Raw genomic sequence first — 22586 nt, forward strand, 5'->3', positions numbered from 1 at the left:
CGTGCGCGGCATGCGGCCGGCGGCGTGCGCAGGAGGCGCGGCGTCAGCTCCGCAGGAACACCCACCAGATCATCAACATCGTCACGACGAATCCGCTGACGAAGTTGAGCGCCAGGAAGCGGCGCCACCCCCGGTTGACCTCTTCGGCCCGGTCGTCGGTCACGTTCCACCACGGCGCGCAGCTGATCGCGTAGGGCAGGGTCAGCAGTGCCGCGAGCGGGCCCGGCCACTCGGCGAAGGTCAGCAGCACGCCGGCCAGCAGATACGCGACCACCGACAGGCGCACCGTGGCACGGGCGCCGATCTCGGTCGCGATCGACGAGATGCCGCCCTCACGGTCAGCGAGGACGTCCTGCACGGCGCCGAACGCGTGACTCGCGACGCCCCACAGGAAGAACGCGCCGAGCAGCGCCCACAATTCGGGAGTGAAGGCCGCACCGGCCAGCACGAGACCGTAGACGGCCGGACTGACGAAGTGGGTGCTCGAGGTGACGGAGTCGACGAACGGGCGCTCCTTGAAGCGCAGACCGGGGGCCGAGTAGGCGATCACGGCGAAGACGCTGACGGCCAGCACGAGCCAGCTCAGCGGACCGCCGACCGCTACGAGGAACACCAGGAACGGCACGTTCGTGATCACCGCGGCACGCACCGTCGTGCGGTGCAGGCTGCGGTCGAGCAGCGCCCCCTCGACGCCGCCCTTGCGCGGGTTGTGCAGGTCGCTCTCGTAGTCGAAGACGTCGTTGATGCCGTACATCGCCAGGTTGTACGGGACGAGGAAGTACAGGGCGCCGACGACGAGGACCAGCCAGTCCACGTCGCCGCCGCCGATCAACGACGTCAGCACGTACGCCGCGGCGAACGGGAACGCCGTGTTGATCCAGCTCAGGGGCCGTGACGAGACGAACAGGGCTGTGAGCGTGTTCACGAACGCGCCTCCTTCGCCGGCGGCGTCGTCGCCTCGGGCGTCCGGGGGGTCTTGGGTCCGCCGAGCAGTACCCACACCGACGGCAGCAGCACGAGTGCCGCGACCGCGTAGGCGAAGTCCTCGAGCGGGGCGATGCCGACGAAGACGCCGCTGATGCGGGCGGCGTCGTAGCCGACCAGCCCGATGCCGATCATGACGTTGTCGAACACCGCGGTCATGACGAGCAGCACCCCGGTCGCGATGCCGGCGGCCAGCACCACCTCGCGACGCCGACGCGTCGACGCCGCAGGCGACGAGGAGGCGCGTGCGGCCCGACCACGGACCGCCCCGGTCACCAGCGCCAGCACCCCGAGCACGGCGACGATCGCCAGGAACACCGCGTTCACGGCCCAGTAGGTCACGATGTGGCCTCGCCCGTCGAGCGGGCCGCCGCGGGACCGTCGGCCACCGCCGGTGACGCCTCGCGGCGGTCGAGCACGGCCACCGCGAGCATGCGGGCCCCGGCCAAAAGGTTCATCGTGAGGTAGCAGAGGAGCGTGAGGAAGAAGACCTCTTCGAGCGGCAGCTCTGGCGCCACGAGGACACCGGTCATGAACGAGGTCTCGCCCCGGAAGAAGATGCCGAGGTCGATGCCGACGACGTCCCAGATCAGGAAGAAAGCGACTCCGACCAGCAGCGTCACGGCGGCGCGGGGCACGTCGCGCCAGAAGAACAGGGTGAACCGCCGGTCGAGCATCACCATGCCGAAGAGCGACACGAGCAGCGCCGCGAGGTAGACGAAGCCCATCAGCCGGCGGCGGGCCCGGTCGCCGACGGCCCGGCCGGCGTCGGATCGGACACCGACGGTTCGGGCAGGGGCTCGGTGCTCGTGTCGCCGCGCAGGTTCTTGAGCAGCACCTCGGCGCTGATCAGGCACATGGGCAGGCCGATGCCCGGGCGGACCGAACCACCCGCGTAGAACAGCGAGTCGACGCGCGTCGAGACGTTGCCCGTGCGGAAGAGGGCGCTCTGGGCGAGCGTGTGCGCCGGCCCGAGCATGCTGCCGCTCCAGGCGTTCACGTCGTCGACGAAGTCGCGCGGGCCGCGGGTTCGTCGCACGACGATGCGGTCGGCGAGGTCGGGCACGCCCGCCCACTCGGCGATCTGGGCGATGACCCCGTCGGCGAGGCGCTCGATCATCGGGTCGCCGTCGCCGTCGAGGTCGCCCGAGCCGAACGCCGGGTCGGCGGGCAGCGGCACCAGCACGAAGAGGTTCGTGTGACCGGCCGGGGCCGTCGACGGGTCGACCGTGCTCGGCTTGCAGACGTAGAGCGACGGCGGGTCGGGGATGCGCTTGTCGGCACCGAAGATGCGCTCGAAGTTCTCGTGCCAGTCACGGGCGAAGAGCAACGTGTGGTGCTCGAGCTCGGGGATCTCACCCTCGACGCCGAGGTAGAGCAGCAGGGCGCTCGGCCCGGGGTTCTTCGTCGACCAGTACGTCTCGTCGTACGTCCGCAGCTCGCGGGGCAGCAGCCGGGTCTCGGTGTGGTGGAGGTCGGCGGCGCTGACCACGAGGTCGGCGTCGACGCGGCGCTCGTCGCCCGCGGCGTCGGTCCAGTCGACCCCGGTCGCCTCGGCGGTCGCCTTCGAGCCGCGGGGCAGGACGGCACCCTCGACCCCGAGCGGCCGCGTGACGATCCGCGTCACGGTGGCGCCCGTCACGATCGTCACCCCGGCCTCGACGGCCACGTCGCGGATCGCCTCGATCACCGAGATCAGGCCGCCCCGCGGGTACAGCACGCCGTCGTCGAGGTCGAGCGTGCTCATCAGGTGGTACATGCTCGGGGTGTCGAACGGCGACGAGCCCAGGAAGACCGCCGGGTACCCCAGGATCTGACGGAGGCGCGGGTCGGTGACCGTGCGGGAGGCGTACGAGTCGAGGCTCGTCAGCAGCAGCCGCGCCAGCGTGGGCAGGCGTACCAACACGTCGCCCCGCAGCAACGGCGTGAGGCTGCCGAAGCTCGTGTAGAGGAATCGCCGCTTGGCGATCTCGTAGGTGTCGCGCGCCGATCGCAGGTAGCGGCGCATGTGCTCGCCGCTGCCGGGCTCGACGCGGTCGAAGAGCTCGACGTTCTGCTCGAGTCCGCGCGGCACGTCGATGGGTGCGCTGGCGGCGGGGTCGTCGGGCGTCGGCTCGAACAGCACCCGGTACCCCGGGTCGAGCTCGATCAGGTCGAGGCGCTCGGCCGCCGAGGTGCCCATCAGCCGGAAGAAGTGGTCGAAGACCTCGGGCATGAGGTACCAGCTGGGGCCGAGGTCGAAGCGGAAGCCCGCGTGGCTCCACGAGCCCGCGCGGCCACCCACCTCGTCGTTCTTCTCGAGCAGCGTGACCTCGTGCCCCTCGCGGGCGAGGAGCGCGGCCGATGCCAGGCCGCTGATGCCGCCACCGATCACGACGACGCGGCGGCCGTGTCGGGTGACGCTCAGACCGTGCGACGTGTCGGGCGCACCCGTGCCGGCACCGGTCGCACCGCGATCGGCCGACGCGCCGCTCATGCGCGGGCCTCGGGCAGGCGGGTGACGCGACCGGCCGCGGCACCTGCCGCGATGCGCACCTTGACCGGGTTCGGCACGCGCACGCGCGCCCGGACCAGCGAGGAGGCGGGGGTCGCCTCGAGACGCCGGTTCAACTCGGCGAACAGGCCGTGGGCGAGTGCCACCGCCCGACGGGAGCTCGTCGGCAGCACGGGGATGATCTCGCCGCTCACACGCAGGTCGTCGTCGATGTCTCGCACCAGTCTCGTCTTGGTCTGCTCGTCGAACGTGGTCACGTCGACTCCGGGGAAGTAGCTGCGGCCGAGCTGTTCGAAGTCGGCCGCGAGGTCGCGCAAGAAGTTCACCTTCTGGAAGGCCGCGCCCAGCCGGCGGGCGCCCTCTTCGAGCTCGGCGACCGTGCTCGGCGGGAAGGAGTGCCCCTGCAGGAACGCCTTGAGGCACATCAGGCCGACGACCTCGGCCGAGCCGTACACGTAGGCGTCGAACGAGGCCTGGTCGTGCTCGCGGGCACTGAGGTCGGCCCGCATCGATGCGAAGAAGGGAGCGGTCAGCTCGGCACCGAAGCCCGTGGCGCGGGCTGTGCGGGCGAACGCGTGCACGACGAGGTTGGGGCTGAAGCCCTCGACCAGGGCCCGCTCGGTCTCGGCCTCGAACCCGTCGAGCAGCCGACCGGCGGCCTCGACGCCCAGCCCCGCCTCGGTCGCGGGACCGTCGACGATCTCGTCGGCGACGCGCACGAGCGCGTACACGTTCTCGACGTGCTGGCGCACCTCGCCGCCCAGCAGGCGCGAGGCCAGGCCGAACGACGTCGAATAGCGTCGGATCACGCCTCCCGCGGTCGCGTCGGCCACGGAGTCGTACAGCGACAGGCCCGTCATCGCACCCTCTCGAGCACGTCCTGCACGACCGGCGTCAGGGCCTCTCGCAGGGGCTCGGGCACCTCGTCCCGGTCGAGCACGTCCAACGCCCGACGGGCGTGCTCTTCGACGAGCCCCTCGGCGAAGGCGCGGGCGCCGCTGACCTCGAGGCGTCCGCGGACGTGTTCGGCTTCGGCCTCGCTGAGGTCGGCCTTGCCGATGAAGGGCTGGATCGAGAACCACTCGTCGGTGGTCGCGGCGTGGGCGACGAGCACCGTGCGCTTGCCCTCGCGCAGATCGCCGCGCGTGGTCTTGCCGGTGGCCTCTTCGGTGCCGAAGACCCCGAGCAGGTCGTCGACCACCTGGTACGCGACGCCGACCTCGCGACCGAAGTCGCCGACGGCCGTGACGACGGTGTCTCCTGCCCCCGCCAGGACGGCGCCCGCCTGCAGGGGCGCCTCGAACGAGTAGACGGCCGTCTTGGCGCGCTCCATGTCGAGGATCTCGTCCACCGTCGGGAGTTCGGCGGCCAACGAGAACTCGACGTCGACCATCTCGCCACCCGCGCTGACGAAGATCGCCTCGTCGAGCAGGTCGAGCAGGCGGGTGCGGACGTGGTCGGCGCAACCGATGCCGAGCAACATGCGGCTGGCGCCGGTCAGGGCGAGGTCGCCGGCGATGACGGCGGCCGACATGCCCCGGTGCTCGGCCGCAGGGGTCGGGATGCCGGCCGTCGTCGCGGTGTCGCGGTAGCTACCCGACACGTTGGGGATGCCGCGTCTCGAGAAGTCACGGTCGATCACGTCGTCGTGGACGATCAGGGCGGTGTGCAGCAGCTCGAAGGCCGCGCCGACGCGGGCCACCGCCTCGTCGTCGGCACCCCCGAGGGCGTCGTAGACCGTGAAGACCATGCGCGGCCGGAACCGCTTGCCCCCGGCGCTGTTGCGCTCGAGAACCGACCAGAGATCGACGTAGCGCCAGCCCACCGACTCGGCGCGGCGCTTGGCCAGCGCGAAGAAGTCGTCGAGGACGGCGTCGACACGATCGTGTCTCGCCCGCGTGCCTGCGTGCAGGTGATCACCGTCCACCAGGGCAGACTACCTCTCATGACCCGTGAGACCTCGACGCATCCCCAGCCGACGTCCGGCGACCGGTCGGGCGCGCACGACGAGCTCGTGGTACTGCTCGACGACCTGGGCACGCCCATCGGCACGACCGCGAAGGCGACGGTGCACACCGCCACGACGCCCCTGCACCTGGCCTTCAGCTGCCACGTCACCGACGAGCTGGGCCGCGTGCTCGTCACCCGCCGCGCACTGTCCAAGAAGACCTGGCCCGGCGTGTGGACCAACTCGTTCTGCGGCCACCCCGCCCCCGGCGAGACACCCGCCGAGGCGTTGTTGCGCCGTGCCCACCAAGAGCTCGGCATGGAGGTGCGCGACGTCGAGGTGATCCTGCCCGAGTTCCGCTACCTGGCCACCGACGCCTCGGGCGTGGTCGAGAACGAGATCTGCCCGGTCTTCACGGCTCGTGCCGTCGGATTGCCCGACCCCTCGCCCGACGAGGTCGCCGAATGGGCCTGGGTCGAGCCCGGCGAGCTGCGCGCCGCCGTCGCGGCCGCCCCGTTCGCCTTCTCGCCCTGGTTGGGCTGGCAGCTGGCCGCCTGGCCCACGTGAGCGACCCGAGAGGCTAGACCCGGGCCTGCCCCGTTGGCAAGCCCCTCGTGCCGGAGCGCCGCCGCTCGTATCGTGACGACCGGGTGGCCCGTCGGGTGACCCGACCGGAGCGGACGGAGGCCGACGTGGAATCCCACTACACGAGCGATCCCGAGACCAGGCGGGTGGACATCCACCCCTATCCCAAGCAGCAGTCCCCCACGGGCGGTCCGCGCGACGGCCGGGCGAGGGACCAGGAGGCGCGGCTCGCGACGGTCGCGTCACGTCCCGTCCGCTACGAGGACTTCTTCGAGGACGACGAAGGCGCGAGCCGGTCCGCCTGACCCGGCCCGCGCCTCCTGCGCTCGTCCCGTGCGCGCCGTCTAGCGCGGACGCAGGGCGTACGCGGCAGGGCAGTCGAACGGGTCACGAGCCGAGAGGCCGACGCGGTTGAGGTACCGGATGACGATGGCGTACGACTTGCCGATCGTGGTCTCGGTGTAGGGGATGCCGTGCTCGGCGCAGTGCGCCTTGACCAGGGCGCTGGCCGCGCGCAGGTTCGGTCGCGCCATGCTCGGGAAGAGGTGGTGCTCGATCTGGTAGTTCAGCCCGCCCATGAACGCGGTCGAGTGCCGGCCCGTGATGTTGCGCGAGGTGAGCACCTGCTTGCTGAGGAAGTCGACCTTGGCGCCCTCGGGGATGATCGGCATGCCCTTGTGGTTCGGGGCGAACGACGAGCCCATGTAGAGACCGAAGACGGCCATCTGCACGCCGATGAACGCGAAGGCCATCCCGAGCGGGAGGAACCAGAAGACGACGCCGAAGTAGAGCACGAGGCGCGTGGCGATGAGGACGATCTCGAGCACGCGGCCCTCGACCTTCTCGCGACCGAGCAGGGTGCGGAACGAGGTGACGTGCAGATTGACGCCCTCACCGAGCAGCAGGGGGAAGAAGAAGTAGCCCTGGCGGCGCGTGATGAAGCCGAGCACGCCACGCTGCTTCGCCGCGTCCTCTTCGAGGAACGAGATCGTGTCGAACGCGATGTCGGGGTCTTTGCCCTTGGTGTTCGGGTTGGCGTGGTGGCGGCTGTGCTTGGTCATCCACCACGCGTAGCTGATGCCGACGACACCGGCGGCGAGCACACGGCCGACCTTGTCGTTGCGCGTGCCCGACTCGAACACCTGACGGTGCGCGGCCTCATGCGTGAGGAAGGCGAACTGCGTGAGGATGATGCCCAGGGCCCCGGCGATCAGCAGCTGGAACCAGCTCGAGCCCAACAGGACGAACCCGGTGGCAGCCCCGCCGAGGCAGGCCACGAGCACGACGAAGACCGTGACGTAGAAGCCGGTGCGACGCTTCAGCAGACCGGCCTCGCGCACGGACTTGAGCAGGCTCGAGTAGGTGCTGGTCGGCTTGCCGACCTGGCCGGCGACGGTCGGGCGGAACCCGGCGGGTGCCGCACCAGCCGGTGCATGGACGACGTGGGGGCGGGCGGTTCGAGGGGTCGTGGGGACGGTGGCGGTCATCGGGCTCCCGCGGCTGGTCGACTTCTCAGCCGGGTGGAGGGGCCGGTGCGACCCACAGATGGGGTGAACCTAACGGCGTGGGCTGGGAAGGCGTCGGGAGATCACCGGGCCCGGCTGGGTTCGCCGCCGCCTGGCGTTCAGGAGCGCGCGGTAAACTCTGCGGGTCCCCCACCCGTGAAAGAGGTCTCGTGACGCCTGCGCACCACGACTCCGGCGCGACCGCCCCCGTGGCGTCGTCCGACCCCTCTGACCGGGGCGTCGACCCGTCGCTCTCCGCGTACTGGCCCGTCCCGGTGCTGCGAGCCGTTCCCGCCCTCGCGGCCGCCGCGGCCATCACGTTCAACCCCGACCATTCACCCCAGGTGGGCCTGCTCGCCTTCGGTTCGGCGGCGGTCGTCGGCGGCGTCGTGCTCGCGGTGGGGTCGAGCCTGCGCCTCACCGATCGCTCGAGCCGCACCATCGCCGTCCTGCAGGGCGTCGTCGGGGCCGTGATCGGCGCCCTCTGCCTCGTCTTCTCGCACGGGGACCTCCCCGTCCTCGTCGCCTTCGTCACGGCCTGGGCCGTGCTGACGGGCGTGCTCGAACTCTCGGCCGGTCTGCGCCGTCGGCGGCGCTCGCCGCTCGCCCGCGACTGGACGACCGTCGGCGTGCTGACCCTGGCCCTGGCCGTCGTGTTCCTCGTCGTTCCGCCCGACTACAGCCAGCAGCTCGGCGGCATCGAGCAGATCGAGGGCGAACTGACGTCCTCGACCGTGCTCGTCGGCATCCTGGGCGCCTATGGCGCCCTGGTCGGCGTCTTCCTCGTGATCGCCGGCCTCTCGCTCAAATGGCAGACCGGGCACCCGGCCGTTGCCGACACCCCTGACGACAAGGCACGCACGTCATGACCCACCCCACCTGGCGCGACCGGTTCCGCCCCGCAGAGTTCCTCGGACTGTCGGCGGTCTTCGCCGTCTTCGTCGGTCTCGTCGTCCTGATGACGACCCGCGACCTGCAGCTCGCGCTGATCTTCCTCTGCATCGGCTTCATCGTCGCGCTCGTCGTCATCGCCATGCTCGCCCTCGCCGCCAAGCCCAACGACGACGAGCGACACGAGATCGACGACGCGGACAAGCCCCGCGGCCACTGACCCGCTCTCGACCCGCGCATGACGCCCGCCGCCTGATCGACGACGAACCGGTGGGCGTGGGTCGTCCCCGTCGGGCGACCCACGCCTGCTCGGCTCAGGCCAGGCGATCGACCAATTGCGAGGCGATACCCGTGTAGGTCGCCGGGGTCAACGCCACGAGGCGCTGCTTGGCCCCGTCGGACACGTCGAGACTGTCGACGAACGCGACCAGCTCGGCCTGCCCGACGCGCTTGCCGCGGGTGAGCTCTTTCAGCATCGCGTAGGGGTCGTCGATGGACGACCGCCCGGCGACGACCTCGGCGCGGATCACGGTCTGGATGGCCTCGGCGAGGACCTCCCAGTTGGTGTCGAGGTCGGCCTCGAGCGCCACGGAACCGACGGCGATCTCGCCGAGGCCGCGACGCAGGTTGTCGAGCGCGAGCATCGAGTGGCCGAAGGCGACGCCGATGTTGCGCTGCGCGGACGAGTCGGTCAGGTCGCGCTGTTGGCGGCTCGTGACCAGGGTCGAGGCCAGCGAGTCGAAGAGCGCCGACGAGATCTCGAGGTTCGCCTCGGCGTTCTCGAAACGGATCGGGTTGATCTTGTGGGGCATGGTCGACGACCCGGTCGCACCCGCCTGCGGGATCTGCGTGAAGTAGCCCATCGAGATGTACGACCACACGTCGGTGGCGAGGTTGTGCAGCACGCGGTTGGCGTGGGAGACGCGCGAGTAGAGCTCGGCCTGCCAGTCGTGCGACTCGATCTGGGTCGTCAAGGGGTTGAAGGTCAGCCCCAGGGCGTCCTCGACGAAGGCCCGGGCGGTCGCGGGCCAGTCGAGCTCGGGATCGGCGACGACGTGCGCGGAGAACGTGCCGGTGGCCCCGCTGAACTTGCCGAGGAACTCCGTGCCGACGATCTGCGTCCGGAGGCGCTGGAGGCGGTGGGCGAAGACGGCGAACTCTTTGCCGACGGTCGTCGGCGTGGCCGGCTGACCATGGGTGTGGGCCAGCATCGGCACGTCGCGGGCGTCGGTCGCCCAGGCGGTGAGGGCCGCGAGGACGGCGTCGAAGGCCGGCAGCCAGACGTCGAACAGGGCCGCCTTGACGGTGACCGCGTACGAGAGGTTGTTGATGTCCTCGCTGGTGCAGGCGAAGTGGGTGAGCTCGGCGATGCCGTCGAGCCCGAGCTCGGCCAGACGGGCCCGCACGAAGTACTCGACCGCTTTGACGTCGTGACGGGTCGTGGCCTCGAGGCCGGCGAGCTCGTCGATCGCGGGCTGGCCGAAGTCGGTGACGACGGCCCGCAGGGCCCGCTTCTGCTCGTCGTCGAGCGGGGTCGAGCCGAACGCGCCGCGGTCTGTCTGGGCGATCAACCACTCGACCTCGACGTGCACGCGGGCCCGGTTCAGCCCTGCCTCGCTGAGGTGGTCGCCCAGTGCGCCGACCGACGAGCGGTAGCGGCCGTCGAGCGGGCTGAGGGGCTGAGGAGGCAACGTCATGACTGTCCCTTGCGGAGTGCGGGTTCGATCTGGCGGAAGAGGGCCGAGCAGGCGCGCTCGACCATGTCGAGCACCTCGTCGAAGAGTCCTGCGTCGGAGTAGTACGGATCGGGGACGTCGAGACCGCCGCCCGCCGGCGCGGCGTCGGAGGCGAAGGTGAGCAGCAGCTGCACCTTCGAGCGGTCGGCGTCGTCGCCTGCCCAGGCCCGGAGGATGCGTTCTTGGCCGCGATCGAACGCCACCACGAGGTCGTAGCGCGCGAAGTCGTCGGCCTCGAACTGCTTCGCCCGGTGCCGCGAACCATCGTAGCCGCGGCGCTCGAGGGCCTCGACGGTGCGGGGATCGGCCCCTTCGCCGACGTGCCAGTCGCCGGTGCCCGCACTGGTGACCTCGACCCGGTCACCGAGGCCGGCGTCGGCGGCGAGCGCGCGCAGCACGGTCTCGGCCATGGGCGAACGGCAGATGTTGCCCGTGCAGACGAAGCAGATGCGGAACCGGTTCACCGCTGACGATCACCCCGCCCGACCACGGGGCGGACGACGACGCCGATGGCCCAGGCGAACACGGCGAGGACGATCGCACCGAGCACGCCCCACCAGAAGCCGTCGATCGTCAACCCGAATCCGAAGAGTCCTGAGATCCAGGCCACGATCAGCAGCAGCAGGCCGTTCACGACCAGGGCGATCAAGCCGAGCGTCAGGATGTACAGAGGGAACGCCACGACCCGGATCGCCGTGCCGACGACGCCGTTGACGACACCGAAGACCAGGGCGAGCAGCAGGAAGGTCACGATCGTCTCGAAGGTGCCCCCTGCCCCGTAGGGCGTCACCGACACCCCCGACACGAGCAGCGTGGTGAGCCACAGGGCCACCGCGTTGATGAGCAGCCTGACGACGAATCGGGTCATGCCCCCATCATGCCGACCTCTCGTCCACGGGCGGTAGTGCCCGACCGGATCTCCCGAGGAGGCGCGGCCCCCTGACGCGACGCGGGCCCGGCCCCATAGGCTGGCCGCGTGACCACTCCCGTCCGACTCCGTCCAGAGATCGCCGCCCTGCCGCCCTACCGCCAGGGCAAGCAGGCGTCCCCCGAGGCCTACAAACTGTCGTCGAACGAGAACCCGTTCGAGCCCCTCCCCTCGGTCGTCGAGGCCGTCCGCGGTGCCGTCTCGCTCAACCGCTACCCCGACGCCTCGGCGGCGGCCCTGCGGACGGCCCTGGCCGCGCGCTTCGGCGTCACCGTCGACGAGGTGCACGTCGGCGCGGGGTCGGTCTCGTTGCTCGCCCAGTTCGTGCTCGCGGCGGCGTCGGTCGGTGACGAGGTCGTCTACGCGTGGCGCTCGTTCGAGGCCTACCCGGGGCTCGTCACGGTGGCCGGCGGGACGAGCGTCCAGGTGCCGCTGCGGGCCGACGGTGGCCACGACCTCGAGGCCATGGCCTCGGCCGTCACCGACCGCACCCGGGTCGTCATCGTCTGCTCACCCAACAACCCGACGGGCACCACGGTGGCGGCCGGCGAGTTCGAGACGTTCATGGCCGCCGTGCCCGACGACGTGCTCGTGCTGCTCGACGAGGCCTACGCCGAGTTCGTCACCGACCGCACCGCCGTCGACGGCGAGACGCTCACCGAACTGCACCCGAACCTCGTCCTGCTGCGCACGTTCTCGAAGGCGTACGGGCTGGCCGCGCTGCGCGTCGGCTACGCGATCGGCGCCTCCTACCTGCTCGACGCCGCGCGGGCCACGGCCATCCCCCTCGCCGTCACCGAGCAGGGCGCCGCCGCGGCCCTCGCCTCGCTCGACCACTCCGACGAGCTGCTCGGCCGGGTCGACCGCATCGTCCTGCTGCGCGACCAGGTGCGACGCGCCCTGATCGACCAGGGCTGGTCGGTCCCCGAGGCCCAGGGCAACTTCGTCTGGCTCGCCACGGGCGAGCACACGGCCGCCGCGGCACAGGTGTTCGCCGACCACGGGGTCGTCGTGCGACCCTTCGCAGGCGAGGGCGTCCGCGTCACGATCGGCGAACCCTCGTCGGTCGACAAGCTGCTGCACGCCGCCCAACAGATCGTCGACCTCACATCCCGGTGACGGCATATGCCGCGGAATAGATTGGACGCCATGTCTTCCTCCGAAGCGACCGACGCGCCGCCGCCCGTCCAGCTCCTGTCGCCGTCGGGCGAGGTGGTCGAGTCCGCCGCGGCCGACGAATTCCGCCCGTACGTCGACGCCCTCGGCGACGAGGGGCTCCGCGCCCTGCACCGCGACATGGTGCTCACGCGCCGCTTCGACCGCGAAGCCGCCGCACTCGCCCGCCAGGGTCAGCTCGCGCTCTGGGTGCCGAGCCACGGTCAAGAGGGGGCACAGGTCGGTCTGGCCCACGCCACCCGCCCCCAGGACCACCTCTTCCCGTCGTACCGCGAGCACGCCGTCGCCCTGTCCCGCGGCATCGACCCGGTCGACATCCTGCGCCTGCTGCGCGGACACACGCACGGTGGCTGGAACCCGGCCGAGCACCAGAATTTCCACGTCTACACGCTCGTCATCGGCTCGCAGACGTTGCACGCGACCGGCTTCGCCATGGGCCTCGGGCTCGACGGCAAGAGCGGTACGGGCGACCCCGAGGTCGACCAGGCCGTGGTGACCTTCTTCGGCGACGGCGCCACGAGCCAGGGCGACGTGAGCGAGGCACTGGTCTTCGCCGCGAGCTTCCAGACGCCCGAGCTGTTCTTCTTGCAGAACAACCAGTGGGCGATCAGCGTCCCCGTCTCCCGCCAGTCGCGCACTCCCCTCGTCGCCCGTGCCGGCGGCTTCGGCATCCCGGGCACCCAAGTGGACGGCAACGACGTGCTCGCGAGCTACGCCGTCAGCCGTCGCGACCTCGAGGCCGCCCGCGGTGGCGGCGGCCCCCGGTTCATCGAGGCGCTGACCTACCGGGTCGGGGCGCACACGTCGTCCGACGACCCCACCAAGTACCGCACGGACGACGAACTGCAGTCGTGGATCGCCCGCGACCCCATCACACGGTTCGAGGCGTTCCTCCGAGGCCGCGGTGAGGGCGACGCGTTCTTCGCCGACCTCGAGACCGAGTGCGACGACCTCGGTGCCGACGTCCGACGGCGGACAGTCACGCTGCCGAATCCCGACCGCGGCCTCATCTTCGACCACGTGTACTCCGAGCCGCACCCGCTCATGACCGAGCAGAAGCAGTGGCTGGCGACCTACGAGCAGAGCTTCGGCGGCACGGGCGACACCGTGACCACCGACGAGGGGGCATCATGACCGACACCGTCGAGGGCCGGACCGGCACGATCGAGCCGACCCGCGCCTCCGTGCAGACCATGCCGCTCGGCAAGGCGATCAACGCCGGCCTGCGCAAGGCCATGGCCGACGACCCCCGCGTGCTGCTCATGGGCGAAGACATCGGGACGCTCGGCGGCGTCTTCCGCGTGACCGAGGGGCTGCAGGCCGAGTTCGGCGAGAAGCGCGTCATCGACACCCCTCTCGCCGAGTCGGGCATCGTCGGCACCGCGATCGGGCTCGCCATGGGCGGGTTCCGCCCGGTCTGCGAGATCCAGTTCGACGGCTTCATCTACCCCGGCTTCGACCAGATCACGTCGCAACTCGCGAAGATGACGAACCGGCACGAGGGCGCGGTCACCATGCCCGTCGTGATCCGGGTGCCCTACGGCGGGCACATCGGAGCTGTCGAGCACCACCAGGAGAGCCCCGAGGCGTACTTCGCCCACACGGCCGGGCTGCGCGTCGTCAGCCCCAGCACGCCGCACGACGCCTACTGGATGATCCAAGAGGCGATCGCGTCGAACGACCCCGTCATGTTCTTCGAGCCCAAGAGCCGTTACTGGCCCAAGGGCGAGGTCGACCTGAGCGACCCACAGGCCCCGCTGCACGCCAGCCGGGTCGTCCGCACGGGCACCGAGGTCACCCTGCTCGGGCACGGCGCGATGGTGAGCGTGCTGCTCCAGGCGGCCGAGATCGCCGCGGCCGAGGGAGTCTCGGCCGAGGTCGTCGACCTGCGGTCGCTCTCTCCCGTCGACTACGGGCCGATCCTCGAGTCGGTCCGCAAGACCGGCCGACTCGTCGTCGCGCAAGAGGCGCCCGGCTTCGTCAGCGTCGGCTCCGAGATCGCCGCGACCGTGGCCGAGAAGGCGTTCTACTCGCTCGAGGCACCGGTGCTCCGCGTGAGCGGCTTCGACACCCCCTTCCCGCCCGCCAAGCTCGAGACGCAGTACCTGCCCGACGCCGACCGCGTGCTCGAAGCGGTCGACCGGGCCCTGGCCTACTAGGAGTCACGACATGACCAGCGAATTCACCCTGCCCGACGTCGGCGAGGGCCTGACCGAGGCCGAGATCGTCGAGTGGAAGGTCGCCCCGGGCGACAGCGTCGAGATCAACCAGGTGCTCGTCGAGATCGAGACCGCGAAGTCCCTCGTCGAGCTGCCGTCCCCCTACGCCGGCGTGGTCGAGAGCATCCTGGTCGAGCCCGGGACGACGGTCGACGTCGGCACCCCGATCATCCGGGTCGGCGACTCGTCGGCACCGGCGACCCCGTCGGGCCGAGCGGCCGAGTCCGAGTCGCTCGAGTCGGGCGGACTGGCCCGCACGGCCCAGATCGTCTCGCAGGGCGAAGAGGCACTGTCGGCCCAGCGCGCCCGCCAGGCCGAGCCCGCCGCGGGCACCTCCGCTGCGGCGCCCCACGCGACCCCCGCCGTCCCGGCCCGCTCGGCCGACGCGGTCAGTGCCGACGGCGACACCGGCTCGGTGGCGCACGCCCCCGAGGCCCCGGCCGACTCGGGCTCGGGTGCCGTGCTCGTCGGCTACGGTGCCGCCGGTGGTCACGGCTCGACCCGTCGCCGCCGCCCGTCGCAGACCGAGGTCGACGCCCGCCAGTTGCGCGTCGCCGAGCAGGCCCGTCGCCGCCCCACCACGTCGGTTCCCGCCGCCCAGGCCCTGCCGATCATCGCCAAGCCGCCGATCCGCAAGCTGGCCAAAGACCTCGAGGTCGACCTGGCCGTCGTCCAGCCGACCGGTCTGGCCGGCGAGGTCACCCGCGACGACGTGATCCGTCACGCCCAGCAGGCCAGCGTCTTCCGCAACATCGAGACGCCTGAATGGGGCGAGGAGCGCGTCGAGCGCATCCCCGTCAAGGGCGTCCGCAAGGCCATCGCCGCGGCCATGACGTCCTCGGCGTTCACGGCCCCTCACGTCAGCCTGTTCGTCGACGTCGACGCCACCCGCACGATGGAGTTCGTCAAGCGACTCAAGGCCTCTCCGCAGTTCGCCGGCGTCAAGGTCTCACCGCTGCTGATCATGGCCAAGGCGATCATCTGGGCCGTACGTCGCAACCCCATGGTCAACTCGGCCTGGACCGACCGCGAGATCCTCGTCCGCCACTTCGTCAACCTCGGCATCGCCGCGGCCACCCCTCGCGGCCTGATCGTCCCGAACGTCAAAGAGGCCCAGTCGATGAGCCTGCTCGAACTGGCCCAGGCCCTCGAGCAACTCACCCTGACCGCCCGCGACGGCAAGACGACGCCGGCCGACATGCGAGACGGCACGATCACCATCACCAACATCGGTGTCTTCGGCATGGACACCGGGACGCCGATCCTCAACCCGGGCGAGGTGGCGATCGTCGCCCTCGGCACGATCAAGCCCAAGGCCTGGGTGGTCGACGGCGAGGTGCGCTCGCGCATGGTGACGACGATCGGGGCGAGCTTCGACCACCGCGTGGTCGACGGCGACGTCGCCAGCCGGTTCGTGGCCGACGTGGCGAGCGTCCTCGAAGAGCCCGCGCTGCTGCTCGACTGACGCCGCGCCTCCTCGTCCCTTCCTGCAAAGTGCGTCGCGAGGGGGCGCGCGTCTCACTGCGGTCGGGCGGTGTGCGCTAGCGTCGAGGGCAGGACGACCGGTCATGACCAGATGGGACCACCTTCGGGCACGACCGACGAGGGGCCCATGACCGACCACATCACCGACGGAGCCGTGCCGAAACACGAGCAGTTGCGCTCCATCGTGCAACGGCTCGCAGCCGTCGCGCAGCCCGGCTCGACGATCCCGAGCGAGCGTCAACTCATGCTCGAGTACGGCGTCAGCCGCATCACCGTCCGCGAAGCCGTGGGGCAGCTCGTGAACGAGGGCTGGTTGACGAGGGTGCGCGGCAAGGGCACCTTCGTGGCGCACCGTGTCGTGCAGTCGACGCTGCACCTCGCCTCGTTCACCGACGAGATGACCAAGCTGGGCCACGTGCCGAGCACGGTCGTGCTGGTCAAGGCCCAGACGACTCCCCCGGACGAGACGGCCTCGGCTCTCGGGCTCGAGGCCGGCGCCTCGGCGTTCCACGTCAAACGCCTTCGCCTGGCCGACGGTGTACCGATCAGCATCGACGACGGCTGGTACCCGGTCGACCGCCTGCCCGGCCTGCTCGACCACGACCTGAGCCGGTCGCTCTACCGGACGCTCGACGGCGACTACTCGACGCCGATCACCCGCGCGACCCAGACGGTCAGCGCCGAGGGGGCCGACGCCGACGTCGCCACCCTGCTCGGCACGCGTGAGGGCGCCCCGGTGCTGCACTTCGACCGGGTCTCGTTCGCCGGCGACGTCCCGCTCGAACACGCCAAGAGCTGGTACCGCTCGGACCGCTACCGCCTGCAGATGCAGGTCGCGCCGGGCACGTCGCCCGCCTGACGGCCGGTCACGGCTGCAGCGCGGTGCGTGCCTCAGAGATCGAAGAGGGGCGCTCCCGACGCGACGGTCGTGCCGACGGCCTGCTGCGAGACACTGTCGGGGGCGCTGTCGAGCACCACGACCGGGACGACGGCCGAGTACCCCGCCTCGGCCACGACGGCCGGGTCGAAGCGGACGACCAGGTCGCCCGCCGCGACGGTCGCGCCCTCGGCGACGGCGAGCTCGAAGCCCGAGCCGCCCAGTTTCACGGTGTCGATGCCGACGTGCACGAGCACACCCGTGCCGGACCCGGCGACGACGACGAACGCGTGCGGGTGCAGTTTGACGATCTCGCCCGCGATCGGCGAGACGACCGAGACACGAGCGTCCGCGCCGTCACCCGCAGGAGGCGCGCTCGGCTCGACCGCGACGCCCGCGCCCACGAGCTGCCCGGCGAACACGGCGTCGGGCACCTCGGCGAGCGCCGTCACCCGGCCGGCGACCGGCGAGACGACCGTGGTCACGGCAGCAGGTCGTTGATGTCTTCGGCGAGCGAGTCGGCGATCGTGCCGACGATCACCTGGACGCTGCCACCGGCGTGGACGACGGCGGTCGCTCCGGCGGCCTTGAGGGCGGCGTCGTCGACGAGCGAGACGTCCCGCACGTCGGTGCGGAGGCGCGTGATGCAGCCCTCGATCTCTTCGATGTTGTCGGCGCCGCCGAGTCCGTCGATCATGGCCTGTGCTTTCGACATGAGCTGTTCTCCTCCGTTGGTCGGTCGCTCGTGGCGACGCGTGTGTCGTCCTAGTTGACACCACCCGTCGGTCTGAGGAAACTACCACTCACTGGTCATGACCGGACAGGACCGGTCGGGCTCCGCGAGACGCGACCCGCGCCTCCTGCGCCGCGCGACCCGCACGACCCCACCCCCGCACCACGGCTGCTCACCGACGAGAGGACCACCTGATGACGACGACGACCGAGTCGGCCCCGACCAAGAAGAGGGGCTCGGCCGCGTTCGCGGTGCTGCAGCGCCTCGGTCGCAGCCTCATGCTGCCGATCGCCGTGCTGCCGGCCGCGGGCATCCTGCTGCGGCTCGGGCAGGCCGACCTGCTCGGCGCGATCCCCGGCTTCGAAACCGGCGCGTCGGTGATCGGCGCGGCCGGCAACGCCGTCTTCACCTGGCTGCCGCTGATCTTCGCGGTCGGCATCGCGATCGGCTGGGCCAAGAAGAGCGACGGCTCGACGGCCCTGGCGGCCGTGGTCGGCTACATGGTGATCGACGGGGTGTTCAAGGCGATGTCACCCGTCGTGCTCGCCGGTCGCGAGACCGCGACGGGCGACCCCGAGCTGATCAACTACGGCGTGCTCGGCGGCATCGTGATGGGCATCCTGTCGGCGATCATCTGGCAGCGTTTCTACCGGACCAAGCTGCCCGACTTCCTCGGCTTCTTCTCGGGGCGTCGCCTCGTGCCGATCCTGACGGCGGTCACGGGCCTCGTCGTCGGCGTGGTCATGTCGTTCGTCTACCCGCTCTTCAACAACGCTCTCGTCTGGATCGGCACGGCCGTCGCCTCGAACGACGTCATCGGCGGCGGGGTCTATGGCCTCGCGAACCGCCTGCTCATCCCGACCGGCCTGCACCACATCCTCAACTCGGTCGTCTGGTTCCTGGTGGGCGACTACACCGGAGCCGACGGCAAGCTCTATCGCGGCGACCTGACCCGGTTCTTCCAGGGCGACCCGAGCGCCGGCGTCTTCATGACCGGGTTCTTCCCGATCTTCATGTTCGCCCTGCCGGCCGCCGCCCTCGCGATCTGGCGCCACGCCCGCCCCGAGAAGAAGAAGCTGATCGGCGGCATCATGCTGTCGACGGCCCTGACCGCCTTCCTGACCGGCATCACCGAACCGCTCGAGTTCTCGTTCATGTTCGTCGCCTGGCCGCTCTACCTCATCCACGCCGTGCTGACCGGCACGTCGATGATGCTGGTCAACGCGCTCGACATCCACACCGGGTTCACCTTCTCGGCGGGGTTGATCGACTACGTGCTGAACTTCAACATCTCGCAGAACTCGATCTGGCTGATCCCGATCGGGCTCGGCTACGCGGTCGTGTACTACTTCTTGTTCAGCTTCGTGATCAAGAAGTGGAACCTCAAGACGCCCGGCCGCGAGGACGACGACGAGTCCGTCGAGGTCGCCGCGAAAGCCTAGACACCGGATCGCCTCACCGCCCGACCGTGCTCACGCATCGCACTTCTCCAGGTCGGTCTCGGCGAGCGGGGCCCCCTCGGGCGTGACGTAGGTCACCGAAAGCACCGTGTCGACGTCGCCCTCGTTGCGCCCCTCGTGGACGTAGCCAGAGCCTTCGTCGATGGCATCACCCGTCCGATAGACGTGCACACCGTCGGGGTAGATATCGGCGTAGTGGGTCAATTCGCCTTGCTCGACGACACCGAGCAGCCTGCCGTAGTGGCAGTGCACACCGGTCGACTGGCCGGGGTGGAGCGTGATGACGCGCTGGTCGACGGCCAGGGGGCCGTCGACCCTGATCTCGACGGAGTCGCCGCGTACGCCGTGAGCGAGGTCGACGACGTCGGGGCCCGTAGCGGACGCGGAGGGTGACGGAGGAGAGGCGATGCCCGTCGCCTCCGGGCTCCCGGCCGCGCAGGCGGACAGGCCGGTCGCTACCGCCACCGACACCGCGATGAGCGCGATCACCGTTCTCGTGGGCGTTTTCGTCGGCGTTGCGGAGGGAGAGGGCGTGTGCCCGTTCATGAGGGGACTCCTTACTGCGGATTCTGACGTGGCTTGGGTTCCGAGGCAGCTCCGGTCGCCCGCCGGCATCGGTGTCGTGCGGCGATGCAACTCGTCGTCGCGACGCCGTCGAGAGACAACGCCGGAATTGACATGTGACATGTTTACTCCGGGGCCGTGCGATGCGCAAGGGTCATCATCGCGGTGACGGGGTGGCTGTTGCGCACGACCAGGACGGACGGTGGCGACCCGACCCGCGCCTCCTCGTTTTGACAATCATTATCAGTAGCAATAGCGTGACCGACATGAAGAAGCGCTCGTTGCCGACCCTGATCGCCCTGCCCGCCGCGGCAGCCCTCGTGCTGAGCGGATGCGCGACGTCGAGCGACGGCGGCTCGGCCGACGCCGCCGACGGAGGCGCGATCTCGGTCGTCACGTCGACCAACGTCTACGGCGACATCGCGAAGACCGTCGGCGGGGACCTCGTCGACGTCACGAGCATCATCAGCGACCCCTCGCAGGACCCGCACTCGTACGAGGCCGACGCCCGCACGCAGCTGGCCGTCTCGAAGGCCGACGTCATCGTCGAGAACGGCGGCGGCTACGACCCGTTCGTCGACACGATGGTCGACGCGAGCGGCACCGACGCCGCGATCGTCGACGCCGTCGACGTCTCGGGGCTCGACCCCGAGGCCGGGCACGACGACCACGCCGACCACGACCACGCCGCGTTCAACGAACACGTCTTCTACAGCCTCCCGAGCATGGCGAAGCTCGCCACGGCCATGGCCGACGAGTTCGGCCGGGTCGACGCGGCGAACGCCGACACCTTCACCGCGAACGCCGAGGCGTTCGGCGAGAAGATCGCCGACCTGGAGGCGCAGGCCGCGGCGATCAAGACGGCCCACGACGGCGACTCGGTCGCCTACACCGAACCCGTGCCCGGCTACCTCTTCGACGCGATGGGCCTGGTCAACGTGACCCCCGAGGCGTTCTCCGAGGCCATCGAAGAAGGCGACGACGTCTCGCCCGCCGTGCTCAACGAGACGCTGACGCTCTTCACCGACCAGAAGGTCGACCTGCTCGCCTACAACGAGCAGACCTCGAGCCCTGAGACCGAACAGGTCGAGAAGGCCGCCACCGACGCGGGCGTCGCGATCGTGCCGGTCACCGAGCTGCTGCCCGAGGGGGAAGACTACGTGTCATGGCAACAGAGCAACATCGACGCGATCTCGGAGGCGCTCGGCACGTGACCGAGCCCGTCGGCGCGACCTCCGTCGCCGCCGCCACCCGCGCCTCCTCGGCCGGTGGCGGCGGCGACGCCGTGCTGCGCCTCCGTGACGCCGGGGTCTCGTTCGGCGCCCGCACGCTCTGGTCGGGGCTCGACCTCGACGTGCGGCCGGGCGAGTTCATCGCGGTGCTCGGGCCCAACGGCGCGGGCAAGACGACGATGCTGCGGACGATCCTCGGGCAGCAGCAGCTGACCGAGGGCACCATCGAGTTCCTCGGGCGACCGGTCGGTCGCGGCCACCGCCGCATCGGCTACGTGCCGCAGCAACGGCTGATGGAGTCCGGCACCCCGCTGCGTGCCCGCGACATGATCGCCCTGGGCGTCACGGGCCACCGCTGGGGCCTGCGGCGCGAGTCGGCGGCCGAGCGCGCCCGCATCGACGCCCTGGTCGGCGAGGTCGGCGCGACGTCGTTCGCGACCTCGCCGGTCGCCAGCCTCAGCGGCGGCGAACAACAGCGCACCCGGGTCGGCCAGGCCCTCGCCGCCGAACCCGCCCTGCTGCTCTGCGACGAGCCCCTCATCTCGCTCGACCTGCGCCATCAGCGCGAGGTCACCCGCCTGATCGACGAGCAGCGCCGCGCGCGCAACGCCGCGGTCGTGTTCGTCACGCACGACGTCAACCCGATCCTCGACGTCGTCGACCGGGTGCTCTACCTCGCCGGCGGCCGGTTCCGCATCGGCACGCCCGACGAGGTGCTCCGGGCCGACGTGCTGAGCGACCTCTACGGCACCCCGGTCGACGTGATCCGCACCATGGGTCGCATCGTGATCGTCGGCAGCCACGACGGGCACGACCACCACGTCGACGAGCACCTCGACGACGAAGGGCTCGTGCGATGACCGACCTGTGGTCGCAGCTCTTCAGCTTCCAGGACTTCGGCGAGCTGTTCGTCCTGGTCAAGAACAGCGTCATCGCAGGCGCCGTGCTCGGCCTGGTCGGCGGCCTGATCGGGCCGTTCGTGATCACGCGCAACATGCCCTTCGCCGTGCACGGCATCAGCGAGCTCTCGTTCGCCGGCGCCGCCGCGGCCCTGCTGCTCGGCGTCAACGTCGTCAGCGGGTCGCTCGTCGGCAGCCTGCTCGCCGCCCTGCTGATCGGCCTGCTCGGCACCCGGGCACGCGAACGCAACTCGATCATCGCGGTCCTCATGCCGTTCGGCCTGGGGCTCGGCATCCTCTTCCTGGCGCTCTACCGGGGGCGGTCCGCCAACAAGTTCGGGCTGCTGACCGGTCAGATCGTGTCGGTCGACAACCCGCAGCTGGGCTGGCTGATCGCCATCTCCGCCGTCGTGATCGTCACGCTGGTCGTCATCTGGCGACCACTGACCTTCGCCAGCGTCGACCCCGACGTCGCCGCGGCGGCCGGCGTGCCCGTCCGCGCCCTCGGCATCGTCTTCATGCTCGTGCTCGGCCTGTCGGTCGCGGTCTCGGTCCAGATCATCGGCGCGCTGCTCGTCCTCTCGTTGCTCGTGACGCCCGCAGCCGCCGCCCTTCGGCTGACCGTGAACCCCCGGCTCGTGCCCGTGCTCAGCGTCACGTTCGCCGTCGTCTCGGTCGTCGGCGGCATCCTGCTCGCCCTCGGCGGCGGCCTGCCCATCAGCCCCTACGTCACGACGATCTCGTTCACGATCTGGCTCGTCTGCCGCCTGATCAGCTGGCGTCGCACGACCGCCGCCGTGAAGCCGCGCAGGGGCCCGCGGGTACCCTTGGCCACGACCGGGGTCTGACACACCGGGGTCCGACACAGAG

The 22586-nt window shown here is 70.6% G+C and carries 25 protein-coding genes and 1 pseudogene; 13 read left to right on the forward strand and 13 right to left on the reverse strand.

Annotated elements, in window-relative coordinates; all coding sequences use genetic code 11:
- Nucleotides 1-43 precede the first annotated feature (43 nt).
- Genes EDF50_RS15665 through EDF50_RS15685 form a run of 6 tightly spaced genes read right to left on the reverse strand, consistent with a single transcriptional unit; the run spans nucleotide 44 to nucleotide 5405 of the window.
- Nucleotides 44-925, reverse strand: coding sequence for a prenyltransferase (locus tag EDF50_RS15665; protein WP_123520440.1), 882 nt, complete (start codon nucleotides 923-925; stop codon nucleotides 44-46).
- A complete protein-coding gene (locus tag EDF50_RS15670) occupies nucleotides 922-1326 on the reverse strand; it encodes a lycopene cyclase (RefSeq protein ID WP_123520441.1) in 405 nt (134 codons plus the stop codon). The genes EDF50_RS15665 and EDF50_RS15670 overlap by 4 nt, the downstream gene beginning before the upstream one ends.
- On the reverse strand, nucleotides 1323-1712 hold the full coding sequence (locus EDF50_RS15675) for a lycopene cyclase domain-containing protein (RefSeq protein ID WP_123520442.1): 390 nt from the start codon (nucleotides 1710-1712) through the stop codon (nucleotides 1323-1325). The genes EDF50_RS15670 and EDF50_RS15675 overlap by 4 nt, the downstream gene beginning before the upstream one ends.
- Nucleotides 1712-3460, reverse strand: coding sequence for a phytoene desaturase family protein (crtI, locus tag EDF50_RS15680; protein ID WP_199738826.1), 1749 nt, complete (start codon nucleotides 3458-3460; stop codon nucleotides 1712-1714). Before crtI ends, EDF50_RS15675 begins: the two co-directional genes overlap by 1 nt.
- The gene (locus EDF50_RS16850) at nucleotides 3457-4338 is read right to left on the reverse strand and encodes a phytoene/squalene synthase family protein (RefSeq protein WP_199738827.1); all 882 of its coding nucleotides are present in this window, start codon (nucleotides 4336-4338) and stop codon (nucleotides 3457-3459) included. Before EDF50_RS16850 ends, crtI begins: the two co-directional genes overlap by 4 nt.
- Nucleotides 4335-5405, reverse strand: coding sequence for a polyprenyl synthetase family protein (locus tag EDF50_RS15685; protein WP_233570676.1), 1071 nt, complete (start codon nucleotides 5403-5405; stop codon nucleotides 4335-4337). Before EDF50_RS15685 ends, EDF50_RS16850 begins: the two co-directional genes overlap by 4 nt.
- Nucleotides 5406-5423: 18 nt before the next feature.
- On the opposite strand from EDF50_RS15685, the gene idi reads away from it, so the two are divergent.
- Nucleotides 5424-5993 (forward strand): isopentenyl-diphosphate Delta-isomerase, encoded by a 570-nt coding sequence (gene idi / locus EDF50_RS15690; protein WP_123520443.1) that lies wholly within the window; start codon nucleotides 5424-5426, stop codon nucleotides 5991-5993.
- A 125-nt stretch (nucleotides 5994-6118) separates the two neighbouring features.
- The gene (locus EDF50_RS15695) at nucleotides 6119-6316 is read left to right on the forward strand and encodes a hypothetical protein (RefSeq protein WP_148076857.1); all 198 of its coding nucleotides are present in this window, start codon (nucleotides 6119-6121) and stop codon (nucleotides 6314-6316) included.
- Between the two features lie 39 nt (nucleotides 6317-6355).
- On the opposite strand, the gene EDF50_RS15700 is transcribed toward EDF50_RS15695, so the two are convergent.
- On the reverse strand, nucleotides 6356-7498 hold the full coding sequence (locus EDF50_RS15700) for an acyl-CoA desaturase (protein ID WP_123520445.1): 1143 nt from the start codon (nucleotides 7496-7498) through the stop codon (nucleotides 6356-6358).
- A 188-nt stretch (nucleotides 7499-7686) separates the two neighbouring features.
- Between EDF50_RS15700 and EDF50_RS15705 the strand changes: the two genes are divergently transcribed.
- Complete coding sequence (locus EDF50_RS15705; protein WP_233570677.1) at nucleotides 7687-8385, forward strand: DUF308 domain-containing protein; 699 nt, start codon at nucleotides 7687-7689, stop codon at nucleotides 8383-8385.
- Nucleotides 8382-8627, forward strand: coding sequence for a hypothetical protein (locus tag EDF50_RS15710; protein ID WP_123520446.1), 246 nt, complete (start codon nucleotides 8382-8384; stop codon nucleotides 8625-8627). The genes EDF50_RS15705 and EDF50_RS15710 overlap by 4 nt, the downstream gene beginning before the upstream one ends.
- Before the next feature lie 94 nt (nucleotides 8628-8721).
- Here the strand turns inward: EDF50_RS15710 and purB are convergent, their stop codons facing one another.
- Genes purB through EDF50_RS15725 form a run of 3 tightly spaced genes read right to left on the reverse strand, consistent with a single transcriptional unit; the run spans nucleotide 8722 to nucleotide 11011 of the window.
- Nucleotides 8722-10104 carry an adenylosuccinate lyase gene (purB, locus tag EDF50_RS15715; protein ID WP_123520447.1) on the reverse strand — a complete coding sequence of 461 codons (1383 nt, stop codon included), beginning with the start codon at nucleotides 10102-10104 and terminating at the stop codon, nucleotides 8722-8724.
- On the reverse strand, nucleotides 10101-10607 hold the full coding sequence (locus EDF50_RS15720; RefSeq protein WP_255410097.1) for a low molecular weight protein-tyrosine-phosphatase: 507 nt from the start codon (nucleotides 10605-10607) through the stop codon (nucleotides 10101-10103). The genes purB and EDF50_RS15720 overlap by 4 nt, the downstream gene beginning before the upstream one ends.
- Nucleotides 10604-11011 carry a phage holin family protein gene (locus EDF50_RS15725; protein ID WP_123520448.1) on the reverse strand — a complete coding sequence of 136 codons (408 nt, stop codon included), beginning with the start codon at nucleotides 11009-11011 and terminating at the stop codon, nucleotides 10604-10606. The genes EDF50_RS15720 and EDF50_RS15725 overlap by 4 nt, the downstream gene beginning before the upstream one ends.
- Nucleotides 11012-11119: 108 nt before the next feature.
- Between EDF50_RS15725 and EDF50_RS15730 the strand changes: the two genes are divergently transcribed.
- The 5 genes from EDF50_RS15730 to EDF50_RS15750 all read left to right on the forward strand — a co-directional run bounded on the left by EDF50_RS15730 (nucleotide 11120) and on the right by EDF50_RS15750 (nucleotide 16810).
- A complete protein-coding gene (locus EDF50_RS15730; RefSeq protein ID WP_123520449.1) occupies nucleotides 11120-12190 on the forward strand; it encodes a histidinol-phosphate transaminase in 1071 nt (356 codons plus the stop codon).
- A gap of 30 nt (nucleotides 12191-12220) precedes the next feature.
- On the forward strand, nucleotides 12221-13381 hold the full coding sequence (locus EDF50_RS15735; RefSeq protein WP_123520450.1) for a thiamine pyrophosphate-dependent dehydrogenase E1 component subunit alpha: 1161 nt from the start codon (nucleotides 12221-12223) through the stop codon (nucleotides 13379-13381).
- A complete protein-coding gene (locus EDF50_RS15740; RefSeq protein WP_123520451.1) occupies nucleotides 13378-14406 on the forward strand; it encodes an alpha-ketoacid dehydrogenase subunit beta in 1029 nt (342 codons plus the stop codon). Before EDF50_RS15735 ends, EDF50_RS15740 begins: the two co-directional genes overlap by 4 nt.
- A gap of 10 nt (nucleotides 14407-14416) precedes the next feature.
- Nucleotides 14417-15931, forward strand: coding sequence for a dihydrolipoamide acetyltransferase family protein (locus EDF50_RS15745; RefSeq protein ID WP_123520452.1), 1515 nt, complete (start codon nucleotides 14417-14419; stop codon nucleotides 15929-15931).
- A 147-nt stretch (nucleotides 15932-16078) separates the two neighbouring features.
- Nucleotides 16079-16810, forward strand: a complete 732-nt coding sequence (locus tag EDF50_RS15750; protein WP_123520524.1) for a GntR family transcriptional regulator — start codon at nucleotides 16079-16081, stop codon at nucleotides 16808-16810.
- Between the two features lie 32 nt (nucleotides 16811-16842).
- Here the strand turns inward: EDF50_RS15750 and EDF50_RS15755 are convergent, their stop codons facing one another.
- Together EDF50_RS15755 and EDF50_RS15760 are read right to left on the reverse strand one after the other, a co-directional pair.
- The gene (locus EDF50_RS15755; RefSeq protein WP_123520453.1) at nucleotides 16843-17313 is read right to left on the reverse strand and encodes a PTS glucose transporter subunit IIA; all 471 of its coding nucleotides are present in this window, start codon (nucleotides 17311-17313) and stop codon (nucleotides 16843-16845) included.
- Nucleotides 17310-17564, reverse strand: a pseudogene (locus EDF50_RS15760) (glucose PTS transporter subunit EIIB); the annotation flags it as partial. The gene EDF50_RS15755 and the pseudogene EDF50_RS15760, both read right to left, overlap by 4 nt.
- A gap of 188 nt (nucleotides 17565-17752) precedes the next feature.
- Between EDF50_RS15760 and EDF50_RS15765 the strand changes: the two are divergent.
- Nucleotides 17753-19003 (forward strand): PTS transporter subunit EIIC, encoded by a 1251-nt coding sequence (locus EDF50_RS15765; RefSeq protein WP_370454009.1) that lies wholly within the window; start codon nucleotides 17753-17755, stop codon nucleotides 19001-19003.
- A gap of 30 nt (nucleotides 19004-19033) precedes the next feature.
- Here the strand turns inward: EDF50_RS15765 and EDF50_RS15770 are convergent, their stop codons facing one another.
- On the reverse strand, nucleotides 19034-19636 hold the full coding sequence (locus tag EDF50_RS15770; RefSeq protein WP_148076858.1) for a cupin domain-containing protein: 603 nt from the start codon (nucleotides 19634-19636) through the stop codon (nucleotides 19034-19036).
- Nucleotides 19637-19851: 215 nt separating this feature from the next.
- On the opposite strand from EDF50_RS15770, the gene EDF50_RS15775 reads away from it, so the two are divergent.
- The 3 genes from EDF50_RS15775 to EDF50_RS15785 are packed head-to-tail and all read left to right on the forward strand — an operon-like array spanning nucleotide 19852 to nucleotide 22564.
- Nucleotides 19852-20799 carry a metal ABC transporter solute-binding protein, Zn/Mn family gene (locus EDF50_RS15775; RefSeq protein ID WP_123520525.1) on the forward strand — a complete coding sequence of 316 codons (948 nt, stop codon included), beginning with the start codon at nucleotides 19852-19854 and terminating at the stop codon, nucleotides 20797-20799.
- Complete coding sequence (locus EDF50_RS15780) at nucleotides 20796-21677, forward strand: metal ABC transporter ATP-binding protein (RefSeq protein WP_370454006.1); 882 nt, start codon at nucleotides 20796-20798, stop codon at nucleotides 21675-21677. Before EDF50_RS15775 ends, EDF50_RS15780 begins: the two co-directional genes overlap by 4 nt.
- Nucleotides 21674-22564 carry a metal ABC transporter permease gene (locus tag EDF50_RS15785; protein WP_123520457.1) on the forward strand — a complete coding sequence of 297 codons (891 nt, stop codon included), beginning with the start codon at nucleotides 21674-21676 and terminating at the stop codon, nucleotides 22562-22564. Before EDF50_RS15780 ends, EDF50_RS15785 begins: the two co-directional genes overlap by 4 nt.
- Nucleotides 22565-22586: the final 22 nt, after the last annotated feature.

The sequence above is a fragment of the Frigoribacterium sp. PhB24 genome (assembly GCF_003755185.1).
Taxonomy (GTDB): Bacteria; Actinomycetota; Actinomycetes; order Actinomycetales; family Microbacteriaceae; genus Frigoribacterium.